Origin of the sequence: Algoriphagus terrigena DSM 22685, assembly GCF_000429445.1 — a bacterium.
GTDB classification, from domain to species: domain Bacteria; phylum Bacteroidota; class Bacteroidia; order Cytophagales; family Cyclobacteriaceae; genus Algoriphagus; species Algoriphagus terrigena.
The window spans coordinates 153,113-170,294 of the sequence record NZ_AUBW01000006.1 but is presented as its reverse complement, the minus strand read 5'-3'; the positions used below and the strand labels follow the sequence as shown (position 1 = coordinate 170,294).

Annotated in this window: 18 protein-coding genes; 7 read left to right on the top strand and 11 right to left on the bottom strand. The window is 43.7% G+C overall.

Going from position 1 to position 17,182, the window contains the following annotated elements; translation table 11 throughout:
• Window positions 1-69: 69 nt before the first annotated feature.
• A complete protein-coding gene (locus G459_RS27010) occupies window positions 70-963 on the bottom strand; it encodes a glycoside hydrolase family 43 protein (protein WP_035455325.1) in 894 nt (297 codons plus the stop codon).
• A 1,542-nt stretch (window positions 964-2,505) separates the two neighbouring features.
• On the opposite strand from G459_RS27010, the gene G459_RS0106655 reads away from it, so the two are divergent.
• Window positions 2,506-2,910: a helix-turn-helix domain-containing protein gene (locus tag G459_RS0106655; RefSeq protein WP_026966940.1), complete on the top strand. Its 405-nt coding sequence runs from the start codon at window positions 2,506-2,508 to the stop codon at window positions 2,908-2,910.
• Between the two features lie 121 nt (window positions 2,911-3,031).
• Here the strand turns inward: G459_RS0106655 and G459_RS0106650 are convergent, their stop codons facing one another.
• The 7 genes from G459_RS0106650 to G459_RS0106620 all read right to left on the bottom strand — a co-directional run bounded on the left by G459_RS0106650 (window position 3,032) and on the right by G459_RS0106620 (window position 10,756).
• Window positions 3,032-3,694 (bottom strand): alpha-ketoglutarate-dependent dioxygenase AlkB, encoded by a 663-nt coding sequence (locus G459_RS0106650; RefSeq protein WP_084454391.1) that lies wholly within the window; start codon window positions 3,692-3,694, stop codon window positions 3,032-3,034.
• 11 nt (window positions 3,695-3,705) lie between these two features.
• Entirely contained in the window at window positions 3,706-5,175 is a 1,470-nt protein-coding gene (locus G459_RS0106645) for a methyltransferase domain-containing protein (RefSeq protein WP_026966938.1), read from the bottom strand.
• On the bottom strand, window positions 5,150-6,925 hold the full coding sequence (locus G459_RS0106640) for a carbon-nitrogen hydrolase family protein (protein ID WP_026966937.1): 1,776 nt from the start codon (window positions 6,923-6,925) through the stop codon (window positions 5,150-5,152). Before G459_RS0106640 ends, G459_RS0106645 begins: the two co-directional genes overlap by 26 nt.
• Window positions 6,926-6,958: 33 nt before the next feature.
• A complete protein-coding gene (locus G459_RS0106635; protein ID WP_035455323.1) occupies window positions 6,959-8,092 on the bottom strand; it encodes a 3'-5' exonuclease in 1,134 nt (377 codons plus the stop codon).
• Between the two features lie 301 nt (window positions 8,093-8,393).
• Window positions 8,394-9,113: a YqjF family protein gene (locus G459_RS0106630; RefSeq protein WP_026966935.1), complete on the bottom strand. Its 720-nt coding sequence runs from the start codon at window positions 9,111-9,113 to the stop codon at window positions 8,394-8,396.
• Between the two features lie 137 nt (window positions 9,114-9,250).
• The gene (locus G459_RS0106625; protein WP_026966934.1) at window positions 9,251-9,661 is read right to left on the bottom strand and encodes a DUF6157 family protein; all 411 of its coding nucleotides are present in this window, start codon (window positions 9,659-9,661) and stop codon (window positions 9,251-9,253) included.
• Between the two features lie 57 nt (window positions 9,662-9,718).
• Complete coding sequence (locus G459_RS0106620) at window positions 9,719-10,756, bottom strand: sugar phosphate isomerase/epimerase family protein (protein ID WP_026966933.1); 1,038 nt, start codon at window positions 10,754-10,756, stop codon at window positions 9,719-9,721.
• A gap of 988 nt (window positions 10,757-11,744) precedes the next feature.
• Here G459_RS0106620 and G459_RS0106605 point away from each other — a divergent pair.
• Window positions 11,745-13,262: a DUF1593 domain-containing protein gene (locus tag G459_RS0106605; RefSeq protein WP_026966931.1), complete on the top strand. Its 1,518-nt coding sequence runs from the start codon at window positions 11,745-11,747 to the stop codon at window positions 13,260-13,262.
• A 127-nt stretch (window positions 13,263-13,389) separates the two neighbouring features.
• The gene (locus tag G459_RS0106600) at window positions 13,390-13,788 is read left to right on the top strand and encodes a GlcG/HbpS family heme-binding protein (protein WP_026966930.1); all 399 of its coding nucleotides are present in this window, start codon (window positions 13,390-13,392) and stop codon (window positions 13,786-13,788) included.
• Window positions 13,789-13,919: 131 nt separating this feature from the next.
• On the opposite strand, the gene G459_RS0106595 is transcribed toward G459_RS0106600, so the two are convergent.
• Both G459_RS0106595 and G459_RS0106590 read right to left on the bottom strand, forming a co-directional pair.
• Window positions 13,920-14,282, bottom strand: coding sequence for a DUF4180 domain-containing protein (locus G459_RS0106595; protein WP_026966929.1), 363 nt, complete (start codon window positions 14,280-14,282; stop codon window positions 13,920-13,922).
• Between the two features lie 408 nt (window positions 14,283-14,690).
• Window positions 14,691-14,909: a DUF4287 domain-containing protein gene (locus G459_RS0106590; protein ID WP_026966928.1), complete on the bottom strand. Its 219-nt coding sequence runs from the start codon at window positions 14,907-14,909 to the stop codon at window positions 14,691-14,693.
• A 216-nt stretch (window positions 14,910-15,125) separates the two neighbouring features.
• On the opposite strand from G459_RS0106590, the gene G459_RS0106585 reads away from it, so the two are divergent.
• The 4 genes from G459_RS0106585 to bla are packed head-to-tail and all read left to right on the top strand — an operon-like array spanning window position 15,126 to window position 16,522.
• Complete coding sequence (locus G459_RS0106585; protein ID WP_026966927.1) at window positions 15,126-15,455, top strand: nucleotidyltransferase family protein; 330 nt, start codon at window positions 15,126-15,128, stop codon at window positions 15,453-15,455.
• Entirely contained in the window at window positions 15,424-15,663 is a 240-nt protein-coding gene (locus G459_RS27000; RefSeq protein WP_245588137.1) for a HepT-like ribonuclease domain-containing protein, read from the top strand. The genes G459_RS0106585 and G459_RS27000 overlap by 32 nt, the downstream gene beginning before the upstream one ends.
• A complete protein-coding gene (locus G459_RS30590; RefSeq protein WP_342664319.1) occupies window positions 15,572-15,763 on the top strand; it encodes a HepT-like ribonuclease domain-containing protein in 192 nt (63 codons plus the stop codon). Before G459_RS27000 ends, G459_RS30590 begins: the two co-directional genes overlap by 92 nt.
• Before the next feature lie 18 nt (window positions 15,764-15,781).
• A complete protein-coding gene (bla, locus tag G459_RS0106575; RefSeq protein ID WP_035455322.1) occupies window positions 15,782-16,522 on the top strand; it encodes a subclass B1 metallo-beta-lactamase in 741 nt (246 codons plus the stop codon).
• Between the two features lie 25 nt (window positions 16,523-16,547).
• Here the strand turns inward: bla and G459_RS0106570 are convergent, their stop codons facing one another.
• Window positions 16,548-17,156: a sterol desaturase family protein gene (locus G459_RS0106570; protein WP_157373287.1), complete on the bottom strand. Its 609-nt coding sequence runs from the start codon at window positions 17,154-17,156 to the stop codon at window positions 16,548-16,550.
• Window positions 17,157-17,182: the final 26 nt, after the last annotated feature.

The window sequence follows — 17,182 nt, the reverse complement described above, 5'->3', positions numbered from 1 at the left end:
CAAGAGAAAGTAACCTCCCCGGCTCGCTCAAGTAGCAGACTAATTAATCTATAAACTATCAAAGTGCGTCTAAAGACCGGCATCAACAACACCTTCTTTTGTCATCAATACTGGTTGTATAGCTTGATCGGCAGTATAATAGAGATAGTCCACACAGACCGCCCTTCGATGGCTGCCTCCCTCGGGCAATGCGCCGTTATGATAGAAGAAGTACGATTGCCCCTTGAAATCAACAATAGCTGGCCTGTTGGTCTCGCAGTTTTCAGGTATCTCGTTGATAATACCTTTAAATTCCCAATGGCCTTCAATATCGGAACTTGTGGCATAACCCACTTTTTCAGGATGCCCGTAACCATACGAAAGATAATAAATGCCATTCCGCTTATGGATATGCGCGCCTTCGGAAAATTCCGGAAGATTAACTTTAGCAATCTTACCTTCCAGGCCTGTCAAGTCTGCCTTTAATGGTGCAAAATAGCATTCTCCATTACCCCAAAATAGATAAGCACTGCCATCCTCATCAATCAATACAGAGGGATCAAGGTTGGCCTTCGCATTGGCTGTTGGCGGCAGCATATCATGCGTGATGAGGGCCTGTCCGATGGCATCACGAAACGGGCCTACAGGACTGTCGGCCACCGCAAGCCCGATTGCTTTACCGAATTTTTCGGCATGACTGACTGCCACAAACCAGTAAAACTTCCCATGGTGTTCGATGACCTTAGAGGCAAAGGCATCTCCTTTAGCCCAGCGGAAATCGGTTGCTTTCAAAGGGGATGGATGCTCCGTCCAGTCCGTCAGGTTAGTGGATGAAAAACAAAGCCATTCTTTCATCACGTAGTCATCAACACCATCAGGCGGTTCATCATGTCCGGTGTACAGGTAAAGGGCGTCTTTGTTGACAAGTACCGTCGGGTCTGCTGTGTATTTATGCCTGATAATAGGATTGCCGTAGTCTTTCATGATGTACTTGGATTTTTAAGTCGCTTTCTACCGTTGGGCTTCAAGATCCTTGTTCATATCAATCTTTGTCATGACAACGCCCAACTATTCTAACGCATTTTCAGCCGGGCAATTTATGTTGGTTGGTGAATTTTAGCGGGATGCAGGCTTGTGGAAACGACGTCCAGGGCAACGTCAAACTAGCTCAGGTGTGAGGTTAGGGTCATGATGGCGCTTGAAGCTCTACCAGACCCCATATATAGTATGTCGTACTTCATAAATACGTGCCTATTCAGGCATATCGTCTTCGACTCTTCTTCGACTCATCTTCGACTCTTGTTCGACCTTAGACCCGAAGATGATACGGCGCAAAGGCGAAGCTCAGTCGGAGATAGTATGGAGATGATAAGGGAAACCGACTACGTATGGCCATGGCAACTGGAGATCTTTATGGGAAAGTATCGGGACCTTGGGGAATGGGATCTGGGGATAAATTATTCCGAATTTAGGATCGTCAGCGTTCGGTAATGTGCATGATTCCGAATCCAAACTCCGGTTAGGCTGATAAATATCGAGCGCCGAGCTTTTCTGGGAAGTCTTGAAGATCGGAAGGACGCTGGGTGTAGTTTGCAACTACACCCAAATATTCTTACCAATTTGAAATTGGCCAAAAAGCTTAAACGCTCTCGACTGAGCGAATTGCAAATTCGTTTGGATATGAAGGCAGGATCGAGCGTCAAAAAAGCTTTGGTGAAGCTTTTTAGCGAGAGGCCGGCTTGTAGGGTGGGAAACTACACCTAGTCAAGCATCAAACTACACCCAGGATGGGTCAACTACACCTACGCCGGCGTCAAACTACACTCAGAGGGGAGCTTTTCTGGGAAGTCTTGAAGATCGGAAGGACGCTGGGTGTAGTTTGCAACTACACCCTAGTATCAGTACCAATTTGTAATTGGACAAAAAACTCAGAATTCTCTCCACTTAGCGAATTGCAAATTCGTTTGGATAGGAAGGCGTAGTTACAAACTACGCCTAGGCCAGCGTCAAACTACGCTCAGAGGGGAAGATGATAAGGGAAACCTACTACGTATGGCCAGGGCAATTGAAGATCTTTATAGGGAAAGTATCGGGACTTTTGGGAATGGGATCTGGGAATAAATTATTCCGGATTTCGGGTCATCAGTGTTCGGGAATGGGCATGATTCCGAATTCAAACTCCGGTTAGACTGATAAATATGGAGCGCCGAGCTTTTCTTGGAACTCTTGAAGATCGGACGGACGCTGGGTGTAGTTTGCAACTACACCCAAATATTCTGACCAATTTTAAATTGGCCAAAAAGCTTAAACGCTCTCGACTGAGCGAATTGCAAATTCGTTAGGATATAAAGGCGTAGTTACAAACTACGCCTAGGCAAGAATAAATTATTCCGAACTCCGTCATTCTTTGTCCCGAAAAGACGGTCAATTTCCCCCATTCCTTGTCAGAGTCGGAGAATTGGAATAATTTAGTTTTAGGAGCAAGGTAAAAAAGCCCTATTTTTCCAGCAGCAAAACACTAGGACCATGAACGAAAAAATCCACCACGGCCGGAACATCAAGCGCTTCAGAGAGATGATGGGCATCAAGCAGGAGGCCTTGGCGCACGAACTTGGCGCTGACTGGTCTCAGAAGAAGATCAGCCTGCTGGAGCAAAAGGAAGAAGTGGAGGAGGAGCTGCTGAGGCAGGTCGGAGAGATTCTGCGTATTCCGGTGGAGGCATTTCAGAATTTTGACGAAGAACAGGCGATTAATATCATCGCCAATACTTTTGACAATGGGTCGATATTAAATGGAATAAATCACAACCCGACATTCCATCCCATCGACAAACTGATCCAGCTTCACGAGGAAAAAATCGCGCTCTATGAGCGGATGCTCAAGGAAAAGGATGAGATGATGGCCAGATTGGAAAGGCTGTTGGGTAGGTAGACGGAATATTCTTACCAATTATTAATTGGGTGGTAGTTCTTAGCAGAGTGTAAATCCAGATAACGAGAGACTATACGTATAGTTTTTTTTTTTCAATTTTCTGTACTATTCTGCAAAATTTTTATTTTTTGATCTCACAAGAATTTAGGATTACATTCCTGAATGTTAACGATATACGGGTATCTCGTTCGTATTTTTGTCCTTTAAATTGGTCTGTTTTTTTACCTGCTATTCCGTGTGTCCATAAGTAACGAGCATCTTCTTTTAGTACAACCAAACTTCTTGGTTCTAAAAAAACTTCTATTTTTTCTTTTGACATCTTGTTGGTAAAGTCCATTACGCAAGTTGAACCTAAACTTAAGGAAATAATGGTGTCACCGAAACAAGGTTCGCAATCAACGTGGCTTGCGATTCCTTGCCCTTGCATATACTCATTGACAATTAATTGGTCGGGTATCGCAGTCATATATCCGTCTTCGTGTAATCTCTTTGCAAGCCCTATAACCCAATCAGGTAATTCACCTATTCTCATTGAATAGTCTATAAATCGAGCTTTGTAGTCGTATTTGTAGCCATAATGTTGTACTCGTCTTTTTAAATCTCCCAGCCAATTCTCAGAATTTACAGACTGCCAAAATGACAAGTGTTCTTCCTTTGTAATATATTCAGGGATATACAATAAACCTTTAACGTTTGATAATAATGCTAAATCATTAAGGGTTTTAGGTCTGGTTTCCGAAGACGTGTTGTCTATTGCTGAACTGTCAAATAAGGATATTTGCATTGTCGTAATTGTTAAAGGGATAAGATTTCATAGTTCACAACCTCGCTTGAAGGTTCAAACGTAGAATTTGAGTTGTTCTTGTAGTAAATTCTTTGAGTACCACTCGCTTCAATTTTATGAGCAACATTCTTTTTAAATCTTTTGTATTTTTCGTTCCGGTCAGCTCTATCAGGGTTTTGAAAGACAAAGTGAGATTTACTTTCCAGACGCAATGTTATTTTATTAACGAATAAGGCAAGGCTTTCTATCTCCAATGAACTACTTGCAAATAGATAGGACGCGTTGAATATTACGACGCAGTCACTTTTAATTGCTTCTGCTACTATACTTTCAGGTATCAAGTTCCAGCTGCTATAAAAATCAAACTTTGTATTGGGGCTAAAAAGTTCCGTTTGTGCAAATTCTTTTGCTTTTTCTAGCATACTGTCCGCAATGTCTATGCCTATGTAACGCATGGTAATAGGTTCGTCTTCATAATCGTAAAAAAGGCTTGCTAATGCTAATCCGCTCGTTAGAGAACCACATCCGAAGTCAATGAGTACCAGTTTTCTATTTTTTGTGAATACGCTGCTATTTAGTGTGGAAAATATTTTCTCATATATTGCATATGATGTGAAAAAGTGTTTTCGCATATTGAAATAACAATAAAGCTGGACTCTGTCATAAGGGCTTAATTCTTTGTAGGGTGTGGTAAAATCTGCTCTGCCATAATTTAGAATGTCTGCTCTGATTTCATCGTTGTTATATCGTTCTAAATAACCTGCTGTATTGATATGATCAATTATAAGGTCTTGGAATATACGTTGAGTTGTCACGGATGGTGAATAGACCTTATCAGCAATTAATTCGATAAATATTTTTTCGGTAATATACCCGTCTAAGTATTCTTTGAATGTTGGATGATTAAGAAACTTATACTTTTGTCTTGATTTTGAAGAGTTGAAAAGTGCTTTGAAATTTTCTAATAATTCGGATTTCTGTGCGTTTTCAAGAGCGTTTTTCCCGAGTAAATAGTAGTTTATTGTGTCTTGAACCACCTGCCCTGTGTAGTCAGCATCAGAATAATTTTGTGCTTTTTCTAGAGATTGAAAAATATCATCGAACTTTTCGAAGTATTCGGATATATTTCCAATTTTTGAATATAGAAATACTGCATTTAACCGGTGTCTTATAGAACTATCTTTGGGTAAATTGGTTTGGATAAAGGAAATAGCGCCATAAAAACCAATTTTTTCAAACAGTTCAGAAAATAGCGTTATAATCTCAATAAAATCAGGATTTGTTTTATTCTCTTGAAAGGCTGGTGAATTTATAAAGCCTAAACAAGTCGATTGTAAATCAAACTTATCTTCTTCGATTTGCTCATCAGTCAAAGAAACAAAATACCCTTCTATTTTTTTTCTATTGAATTGAATGAAGTCAATTGACTCTTTGGGTGAACTTGCAGTAAGTAGATTATCCTTGATGATTTGTAAATTCATTATCTGTCGATACATTAAATTCTGCAAGTATTTTTTCTAATTCAGAGCATTGGTTATTATGAAGCCAAATATCAAATTCTGTTGTCTCAAAGGTTATCTCACCCTGAACCAATCCATTTTTCTTTAATGTCTCTATCAATAGCCTTAGTCTGTCTAAGGTGTTGATGGTTTGTTTTTTAAGATTTTTGTTTAACTCCGAGTGCTGCTTTGATATTCTAATTATTGGGTGATTTTCAACAATAGAAAATGTTTTTTCATCTGAATAACCTTCGTATAGGTTATACTTGACAATTTTTTTGTCATCTTTCAAAAAATCAAAAGCGTTTTTTTGATTGTCCCAGAAGCAGTATTGATAAACGCTTTCAATGGTTATTCTGTCTAACAGATTGTCAAGTTTGTACTTAATGTTAAAATTTCCATTTTCGCTAAAAGATGCAAAATAAGCATCATTTAGTTTAATTGCCTCATCTTTTGGTAAACTTCTATAACCATAATATAAACCTAAAACCGCCAAAGCAATACTTGCTCTACTGAGTGTTCTTGCCGTTTTTAGTGATTTTCTATTGACTAAATAGGGCAACTGTTCTTTGAAGGCATATTTGTCACTACCATCTATATCTCGAAAGCGATACAAAAAAGCAATTAGTATCAATTCCGGCGTCTTCATTCTTTGAATGGCGTCCAACGTCTTGTCGCTAACCAGGAGGGTAAAGATATCTTGGATCTCTTGGCTTGGCGTGCCTAAAATTTGTTTAAATATGTTCTTACGAAAGACTTCATTGTGATAAATTGCATTTACTGTTTTTTCTAGAATTTTGTTTGAGCTGGAATTTTTTGGATTGATAAAAGCTAAGTAGTACTGTCTAATTGTTTCGTCTATTTTGGTAATTTCAGGTATCTCAAAATATGAATTTATTTCTTTTAATACTTGAAAATAAGCTTCGCTGTAAGTATTTAAAGTGTATGTTTCGTTCGTGTAGTATAGTTCGGCATTTTTCATAAAAGCTAACATGCCCAATATTCTATTGAATTTATCTTTTTTGTCAGTTTTAAGAAGCTGCTTTGTCGGAATTTCAACGGCATGAATTTCTCGTACTATTGTAATTCGGTTTTCAATTGTTTCATTCCAAATGTCAAACAGATGAATAGGCAAAAATGCATCTTGAAAAGTACTTGCCGACGCAATACTATTCTCTTGACTTTCCTTGCTTTTGAAATAAATTTTATTTACTCTTGATATAGGTAAAGCGTAGGGTAGAAGATGTACTTTTTCATGAAGACCAATCAAGCTTTGTTTATCAAATTCAGTTAAGGAAACTTCAAGTAATACTTGCTGCTCCGTAGGTTCATCTGTAAAACCGTCTGAAATTAAAATATTGTTGGGAGAAAATTGTTGAATGTCTTTGGTGCGCTGTCCTCTTGCTAGTTCTCTTGTTTCATAGTTTATGGGGTAAATCAAAGCATTTCCAAAATAGTCTAATAAGTTAGATTTATTGATTTGAATAATAAATCTAGAGATATTAAGTATATGTGTATATTTTTTAGGTAAAGAAGCTTGATTTGTTTTGATTCCAACATTATCTGATACCATTTCTGTTTGAGGATCTGGATCATTTTGAAGTGTAATTATTTTCCCAATTAATATTTTTTTAGATGTTTTACTTGAAAAATACACCCCTAGTTCAAAAGCTATTTTTTTTACTTCGTTTGAACTAAGTTTATTGAGTTGTTGTGCTGAATATTTTATCATAATCGTTCTCCGATTTAAATTGAGGCTGATTTGCTAAAACAAATCTCCCGTATCGAATGTATCACTTGGGAAATTGTTCAGAATTGAAGGCTTGCTTCCCGCATACATTATAACTAACCTGTTTTTGGCTCGTGTGCAACCCACATATGCTTGTTTTCTGATTGAATCAATATTTCTTAAGCTGTCAAACTCTGGCATAATCACGATATCGAATTCCATTCCTTTTGCGGAGATAAAGGTCGTAACTAAAATGCTTTTCAGATTACTCTCAGTGTTTGATTTTTCAGCTTCGCTCATTTCAGCATAGTACTTGGAGCACTCTAATCCTTTACCCGATATCACAGAATAATAATTTTCAACTTGTTGTTTGAATGGAAATAGAATTCCAATGTTAAAGCCTTTGTAGTTGTTAATGATAGTTTTTAATCTATCATGCATGTCGGCCTGGTCCTTAAATTTAAGAATTTCGGGTAAATCTCCGCTATTCTTATATCGTCTTAATGCTGATAATGTTTGACTATCGTTTGCCTTTGGACTATCTGGAACGAAATATCTTGCGAAATTATAGATTTGATATGTATTTCTGTAGTTGAACTGTAAAGTAAACTCATTTAAGGAGTGACTCAATTGTCTTTTTATTGTGGATTCACTTGCCCCTGTTCCTTCCCGCATCTGTTGGTCATTATCGGCACCAATTGTTATTCTTCCAAATACTTTGGGAAATGCTTGAAAGATTCTTTCTTCCAGGTCCTGAGCTTCGTCAAGTATTAATTCCATATTTGCTACCTTTCCCTGCAGATCGCTCTCTATTTCTGAGGAGGAGAGTTTAGTTTTTTCTTTGAAATTTTCCAAGTAACGTCCTGCTTGTCGAGGATACCATTGGTGTAACGTGTTCACTTTGTTGGTAGAAATTCCTTGTTTTGCAAGCAGGTTTTCTATTGCAACCTTTAACATTCGCTGGTAGGTTAGCAATATGGTTGCTTTTCCGTTTCTAGCTAATCGAATCAGCCTAAAAATGGAGACTGTTGTCTTTCCGCTGCCAGGGCATCCAGTTATTAATGAAAATTTTTCGTCAAAATCATTATTAATAATACCCAGCATGGTTTCCCCATTGGTTGAGTTTTTAATATCGTCTTGACTTGGAAGTCTGAATTCAAATTTCGCCATTAATTTCTCGTTTTGATTGGTTTCTTACTTGTGCACGTTTAGATATCAAAACCCCAATTTTTGGCATCTAGATGTGCCTGAAGCCTTTTTGATTCCCTGAAAACACTGATAATATATCCCGTTTTCCCCCGAATACTTTCTCAAAATACCTACTGACCTTCATTTCTGCAAGCCTTAGTTCTCGATTTAGGGAGTTTATTTTTGCCTTTCGTAAAAAATATAGCGCTGTTTATATTATGAAAAGTGCTTTTCTTTGTTTTTCGCTCATCGGCTTTCACGCTGCGGCCCGGACGTAGGGAAGTTACTGAGGTATTTTTATCGTTGTCTTGCCTTCGACTGTTATCTCCGAACCTTCGGCGAGCATCACTGAGGTTGGTGTGCGATGGCTCAGAAATTCAAAGTCATCTCCGTAGACTCTTCCAAAATCTACCTTTATCTCGAAGTTCTTTATCTTATACTGTCTCCATCTTGGATGGGTGACTTCATATTCGTTGGTCGTCTCTTCACTGACCTTTGCGTAGCCCCAATAGTGTTCAGTGATAAATTCGGTTTCACTGTCTTCCTCAATAGAGGAGGACTGCAAGTCGGCGGTAACTTCAAATGATTGCCATACCTTGTTCTTTTCCCATCGATACGCTACAGTCCTTTGTGAATCATTCTCTTCCCAGATGTGCCCCATGGGCATCGTCTCATAGTTCTCTCCATAGAGTGTATTTGCCACAAAGGTCAGCGCTGGCTTAGGTACTATCTCTTTGATGAAGACAACGCCGCGTTTCCATTGGTTGTCTTCCAGGCGCTTCACATAGAATCTTAGATTGACTTCCTCGAAATCCCTGTGAAAGGGTATGGGTACTCCCAGCAGTTTGGTGTTGACAAACATAAAGCCGACCAGACTGACAAAACACCTGTTCTGCCACAGATCCAGTTCGGTGCCGGCGGGGATATATTTCGACAATAGACTGGGTGCGATCTCATAGTTTGCAATCGCCAGTTTTCTCCATTCTGCGGTTAAAAAACTCATCGTCTTATCGGTTTGAGTGTTATGCAGTTTAGTTTTGATTCCGCCGCCGCGACTGGTAGGCTGTTTTCACCTTCGTCTCAAGCTCAGTTCAACTAACTAAAGATCCCGCGTTCATCGACTTTGGGTTTGTCAAACACTTACCTGCTTGACTTCATTGCTTTTATCTTCTTGACATTTGGGTCGGACAGAAATCTCTGGTATTCATCAGTTTCCATTCCCAGCAAAGCAATCTTTCCGTCACTGTCGCTGTGAACACCAAAACCATAGGTTTTTGTGAGCGGGGAGGCCCGGAAACACGGTTGTCCTTTTGAAAAAAACTCCTCCCTGGCCAGCTTGTGCTCTGATTCCGTTAGATCTTTTCTGTCGGCAAAGACTTGAAAAAGTACGTCGTCGGATGTGTATTTGTACGGGTTTTTGCTGATCATCTCATACTGCATCTCTGCGACGGTCTTCTTACCCTTAGCTGATGGTATCGTTCCTTGGTCTACCTTGGTGTCCTCGGCTACTTCAATAAAAGTCTCAAAATAGTTGGTTGAATGTACTTTCATTTTTGTTGTGATAGTTAAGATATACCTGAGGCTCGTGCATACCCCGTAAAAACCCAATCACCCCAGCTCCTCCAGCGTCTTTTCGATCAGTTTCTTCATGGCCAGGATGCCGTCAGTATTGGACAGGTAGCTGGTGTCGCCGCCCATATCCCGGTAGAGGCCGCCTTCGTATTCGATGCCGATGTATCCGCCCGTCCAGCCAGAGGCCTTGATCAGCTCAAACATCCGCCGATAGTCGGTCTCCGGGTCATTGCCCGCCGCGTCAAACTTGTGGGATTTGGCACTGATCCCCTTGGCATAAGGCATCATCTTGGCCACGCCCTCGTACTTGTCATGCTCCTTGATGCAGGTCGTGCTCAGGAGCGCCTCGATGCCCGTGCCTTCGGGTTTGCTTCGCTGCGCGCAGAAGTTGCCAAAGTCAGGAAGGAAGCCTTTCTTGTCGGACTTGACCTGGCTCATGACTCCAACGAGCCAGTCCGGATCGGTCGAGTAGCCGAAATGGTTCTCGACGATCACATTCATGCCGGTTTTTTCACCATACTCCAATAGCGCAGAATAGCCTTCGACCGCGGCTTTGGCCACGTCTTCGGCGCTTCCTTCCTCCGGGTCCCCGCTCAGGGCTTTGGTGGAGTCTCCGAGGTTGACGCGGATGGATGTGCAGCCGAGGTATTTGGCGGCATCGATCCAGGGATGATGGCTTTCTACGGCCTTTTTGCGGGCAGCGGAGTCCAGTGAAGCGAGGTTTTCCCCGTCGACCATGATCAGGTGATTGGTCGCTCCGAGGTCGTCAGTGAGGTTTTTGAGTTCTTTCAGGAAAGCCGCATCGGTGTGCTTGTTGTTGAAAAACATCGAGACGTATTCCAGGGCGTTGATGCCAAGGTCTTTGACCGCGCGCTGCGGAAAGTCCAGCATGGTCATCTTGCCGGCGAACAGTTCGGAGGCATAGGAGAATTGCCCCAGGGAGATCTCCGCGGTGAATTTCTTGGGGTTCATGAGGGGGGCGGCCAGCAGTCCGGTAGGCAAAAGTGGGGAAAGTGCGATGCCTGCTGATGCGAGGCTGAGTGCGTGGATGAAATCGCGTCTGGAATGGTCCATTTTGGGTTATTGATTAATGGGTGAACAGGAGGTGTCAAAATATAGTCAGAATGCTTCGGACCAAAAAAGGATTTTACCACAGAGAGCACTGAGAAAGGAGAAGAGGAGGAATCGCCTCGCCCCAAGCTTTCAAGGAAAATCTCTGTGAACTCTGTGGTGGAATATTTTAACCCGCAAGGATTTTACCACAGAGCGCACTGAGAAGGAAGAGTCGGAGGGGTTGAGCTTATCCTGAACTTCAATCGTTTTTGCTTGTCAGATCTGTGAAAATCTGGGACTTTTTCTGTGTGTATCCGTGGGATAAAATCAACCGCAAGGAAGCCGAAAAATGATTTTACCATAGAGGGCACTGAGAAAGAAGGGGAGGAGAAATCGGCCTTAGCCTGAACTTCAGCCCTCTTTTTCTAACACCTTTTCCAAGGGCCACGAGTAAGCTTTCAAGGAAAATCTCTGTGAACTCTGTGGTGGAATATTTTAGCCCTCGAAGGGATTTTAACCACAGAGGGCACTGAGAAAGAAGGGTAGGAGGGGTTGAGCTTATCCTGAACTTCAATCCTTTTTGCTTGTCAGATCTGTGAAAATCTGTGACTTTTTCTGTGTGTATCCGTGGGATAAAATCAACCGCAAGGAAGCCGAAAGGGATTTTACCACAGAGAGCGCTGAGAAAGGAGAAGAGGAGGAATCGCCTCGCCCCAAGCTTTCACGGAAAATCTCTGTGAACTCTGTGGTGGAATATTTTAACCCGCAAGGATTTTACCACGGAGAGCGCTGAGAAAGGAGAAGAGGAGGAATCGCTTCGCCGGAGGAAGGAAAATCTCTGTGAACTCTGTGGTGGAATATTTTAACCCGCAAAGGGATTTTAACCAAGGAGGGCACGGGGAATTTGGGATTAGCCGCTAATTGAGGTCGCACTGAGGAGTCAAGCCAAACCCATTTCAATGGTTTTCTCCCGGCCTTTATCTATTTTGATCTGCACAAACCCAAAACCATGAAATCTTTCTATTCCCTGATTTTCCTCCTGCTACTTTTCTCCTGCCAACCCAAAACCGAAACGGTCACCGAGCCTGCCCCGGAATCCAAAAATCCGCGGACCATCGTGACCACGGACGGGGAGATAGACGATGTGGACTCCTTTATCCGGATGCTGCTGTATGCCAACGAGTTTCGGATCGAAGGGCTGATCTACAGCAGCTCCATGTGGCACTACAAGGGCGACGGCAAGGGGACCCAATTCACTTCCGAGATGGAGATGACCAAGACGATTTACGGCGCCAAGACGGATCTTCGCTGGCCTGGTGTCGAGTGGATGAATCCGCTGCTGGATGCGTATGAGGAAGTCTATCCGAAGCTCAGCCAGCATGCAGAAGGCTTTCCGACTGCGGACTATCTGAGGTCGGTGGTCCGGGTGGGGAATATCGACTTTGAGGGAGACATGGAAGTAGATACGGAGGGATCGGACTACATCAAGGCCAAGCTTTTGGATGATAACATGGAGCCGATCTATCTCCAGGTTTGGGGTGGGACGAATACCATCGCCAGGGCCCTGAAGTCCATCGAAGATCAATATAAAGACAGCCCGGAATGGAAGGCGGTCTACCAAAAGGTCGTCGACAAGGCGATCATCTACGCGATCCTGGATCAGGATGCGACCTATCGAACCTACATCGCTCCCAACTGGCCTGATCTGAAGATTTTCTACAATGCCAGTCAGTTTTGGTGCTTTGCCTACGCTTGGCAGAGAGCGGTGCCGGAGTCCCAGCACTACCTGTTTGAGGGGAAGTTTATGGGTGACGAGATCATCAACAACCATGGCCCGCTGCTCAAGCAGTACTACAGCTATGGCGATGGGCAATTCCAGGTGGGCGACGACGAGCATATCCACGGCGACTCCACCAAGCTGGTCAATGCCCAGTGGGGAACGTTTGGCGTCTATGATTTTATCTCCGAAGGCGACTCACCGGCCAACCTTCACCTGATCGATGTCGGTTTGGACAACCTCGATCATCCCGAGTGGGGCGGCTGGGGCGGTCGCTTGGCCCAGTCCGCCGAGCAGCCCAACCGCTGGGAAGACGGAAAGTCGGTGCTGGACTTTAATCCTTTTCGGGACACGCTGGATGCTACCTACCCGCAGATTCGCTGGGTGGAGGCGATTCAGGAGGACTTTGCCGCAAGGGCAGACTGGTGTGTGATGGACTTTGCGGAAGCAAATCATCCTCCTGTGATCAAGGCGGTGGGAAGTCCTCAGCCCTCCGCCAAACCGGGTGAAACGGTAACGCTACAAGTTGAAACCAGCGATCCAGACGGCAATGAATTGGAAACGAAGTTTTGGATTTACAAAGAAGTGGGCACCTATACCGGGGAAGCCGCACTTGCCGCCGATGGGAATCAGGTCGGGGTAAAACTGGATTCGAACGCTACCGGGACGCTTCATGTGATTGCCGAAGTGAAGGACAGCGGAAAGCACCCGATGACCCGATACCAGCGGTTTGTGGTGGAGGTGAAGTAGGAAGGATCTGCCGTTTTGATCCTGGAGAAAAGGGTAGATCGTCTTGGTTTTTGATGACCGGGCAGGCCTTCTTGGCCGTATGAGGTATATTGAAAGCTTTATTTACAACCACAAAAACCAAGAAAAGATGAGTATTACTTTGGAAAACGCGGAGAAAGCGATAGCCGCGGCGAAGGCAAAAGCAGTAGAGATAGACACCAAGATGAACATTGCCGTGGTGGATGCCGGAGCAAATCTGGTGGCTTTTGCCCGAATGGACGGCGCTTGGCTGGGTTCGCTGGACATCTCAATTAAGAAAGCGAAGACTGCCCGGTTTTTTGACATGGAAACGGGGATGATCGGCGGCCTGTCTCAGCCCGGAGGGGCACTTTATAACATCGAGCATTCCAATGGCGGTCTGATTACTTTTCCGGGAGGGATTCCGATTAAGGATGCTTCGGGCACTGTCATCGGGGCCATCGGCGTGAGTGGCAGCTCGGTAGACAATGACCACACCGTCGCCCATGCCGGTGTACAAGCGCTGTAAACAAGCAGCAAGGTCAGAAAGAGTATTTTGAAAAGCCAGGAAGGGAAAAGCTGAACGCTCCTTCCTGGCTTTTTGATTAATAACATAAAGTGAACCCGCCGGAGGCTATAATCCGCAGGATTCAATGCCACTCAGGGACGCGAAAGCGCCGCTACAGCTTCTGAAACAGTGGAGACAAAGTTCACCTGTCGGCCCTGATTGCTTTCGTAGATAAAGTCACGGAGGCTTTTGCTGGAGTAAACGGAGAAGTCGCCTACGATCGCAAGGCGCATACGATAGGTCGAAAACTTTTGGAGGACTTCTCCCGCCAATCCGGTCTTCAGGTCAAAGAATTCCGGAGTGATATTTTTCGCATGAAAGATGACTTTGTCATAGCCTTGGTAGTATAGGTTTCCCATCAGATCCAAGCCATCTTCGGCATTTTCCAGGATGGTGATATCGGAGATTACTTCGGCGATCGTGAAGTCTGAGGCGGAATGAATTTCTAAAGTCATTTGAATGAGTTTGTGGAAAAAACGCTTTTTGGCAGCGGATGCAAAACTGCCAAACCATTCTGGAGGAGTCTTCTAAATGCCTGAAGACGTATTTTGGTTCAGGTCAGTCGCTCAAAATTGACATTCCTCGTTCCATAGGAACGTCTGCCCGGTAGCATAAAAGGTTGAATTATGGTTTGCTCGTTCCATTGGAACGTATGGTGACTTTTCTACCAAGCCCTCCTACAGGACAAGGGCAGGATTTCGTTTTTTTCATAGTTTTTATGACTATTCGGAATGTTGCACTTGAATTTAAATTGAGTTTTTAATCCCCCTAGCCCCCTTAGGAAGGGGGAATTTGCCAAAGGCCAGCATCAGGCCTTTAATTGGCTAGGTGCAAGATCGCGGATACACATATAGGTTTTATAGTCAGCTCGTTTTCCCTTTGAAGTAGGCAAAGATCGCCATCGAGTGTCCGTGTCCGAGGTCAAAATCTTTCTTGAGCCAGTCGACAATCTGGCCCGCTTTTACTCCGGGTTTGAGGGTTCCGTTTTCCAGAAACCCTTTTTCGGTTGCGAGTTCTTTGAGGTCTTCGGGTGACTTTCCGGTTTTGGCTTGGACGTTGTCGAGGTAGGCTTGAAAAGACATGGGTCGTCGGTTTAGGTGAAAAGAATCATCAAGGCGACTGGTTCGATTGCCTTGGGTTTTCAAAGATAAAAGAGCTTTTCGGTAATTCTGACCCGGGTTTACGTCAATTTGAATGGGTGGTTGCGACCGTGGGCCGCGTTGTCTGGCATCGAATTGCTTGATTGGCCGTAAACTTGATAGAAGTTGAATGGGTAAAAAAATTAACTTTGGATTGTCATGATTCCTCTCGTCGAAAAAAAACTAAGTCAACTGGCTGCTCTATGCAAGACGCATCAGGTGGAATCTTTGGCCCTTTTTGGGTCTGCCGTGCATGGGGATTTTGGCGATTCCAGTGACCTGGATTTTTTGGTTAGCTTTTCCGAATCGGTCGAACTTCTGGACTATGCGGACAATTACTTTGGACTTCTCGAAAAGTTAGAGCACATGTTTGACAGACCCATTGATTTGGTTTCTGAAAAATCTCTTAAAAACCCAATACTTATAGCCGAAATCAACCGGTCAAAAGTTTCGTTGTATGAATCCCAAAGCGCTGAAGTACATCCTTGATATCGAAAGTATCTTGGAAGAAATTGAAAGTATCAAAATTCGCGTGGAGAATAGTTTTATTCAGTACAAGGGAGATTTTGTCATGAAGAGAGCAATAGAGCGAGATTTGGAAATTATTGGAGAGGCGGTCAAAAAACTGCTTAACGAGGAACCAACAATTCAGCTCACTTCTGCCAAAAAAAATCATTGGATTGCGAAACAGAATTAGCCACGCTTATGATTCCATTGAAGACGAGTTGATTTGGGGCATTATACAAAGGGACATCCCTTCGCTTAAAAAGGAAATTCAAAGAATCAGATTACAATAACTGCCGAAAAACACTCCCGTGAAGATCTATCGTTCGATTGCCTGCCTGCTTTTTCTGATTGTCGGAATGAATGCTTTGGCTCAGCAGCCCAAACCCCTCTATCAATCCGAAACGCTCCAGATCGAGCAGCTCAGTCCAAACACTTTTGTGCACATCAGCTATCTGAGCACGGATGACTTTGGCAAGGTGGCCTGTAACGGGATGATCGTCATCAATGGGGGAGAAGCACTGGTCTTTGATACCCCTGCGGATGGCGCGGCAAGCAAGGAGTTGATTGCCTGGCTGGAAACTGATCAAAAGGTATCCGTAAAAGGCGTGGTCGCGACCCATTTCCACGATGACTGCGTGGGTGGATTGGACGCATTTCATGCACAGGATATTCCTTCCTATGGCAGTAAGAAAACCAATTCACTGGCCAAAGCTGAGGGAAATCTTGTTCCCGAAAACGGTTTTAAAAAGGAGTTGACTCTGGAAGTGGGAGGGGTGGATGTGATCACCCGTTTTTTTGGCGAAGGCCATACCCGTGACAATGTGGTGGCTTACGTACCAGATGATCAGGTGCTGTTTGGAGGCTGCCTGATCAAGGAAGTGGGAGCCACCGTCGGCTATCTGGGAGATGCCAATACGGCAGCCTGGTCCGGCACAGTCCGACAGATTAAGTCCACTTTTCCGGATATCCGAACCGTCATTCCCGGGCATGGGAAGATTGGTGATACGGAATTGCTGGATTATACGGTTAAGCTTTTCAGCGAGAAGTAGTCCGAGCGTCTGCAGAATTCCCGGCTTACAGGATCTTTTTCGTGGATTTATGGAAGAAGTGCTCCTGCATCCTTGTGGAGATCTTGGCGTCTTTTGGAGGTAGCGTGCCAAACAGCGTGTCCCAAAGACTGGTGCTGAAGCTATAGCCATGATTGGGGTATCGGGTGTGATGGAGGATATGGTTCCGCTGGATCTGGGGGAGGAGATACCTGCAAAAAGGCTGGTGCAAAAGGTAATGCAGGAAATTGTAGAACAGGAATCCCGAGAAGAAACCGGCGAAGATCGTAAACGAGTTGTTCAGCCGGATGGAGATCGTCAGGATAACCAGGAAGACGATAAAGATCCCCAACCGATGGATGGGCTTTACATCCAGTTCTTCGGGGTGTTGGTGATGCCGCTGATGGTTAAATATGTTTTTCTTTTCCTTGGGCAGGATCAATTCATGCATCAAAAACCGATGGACGCAATACTCAACAAAAGTCCAGCTCAGCCATCCCCCGATAAATAGAAAGACGAAAAATCCGGGCGTGCCGTTAAAAGAATATCCGAGTAGGATCACCGAAGTCAAGATCGCAAATGCCTGATAAATGCAGCGTTTGAAGGCATTGTTTGGGTTTTTGATGGATGTGTTCATGGCCTTTTTTTTGATGAAATTAGGCT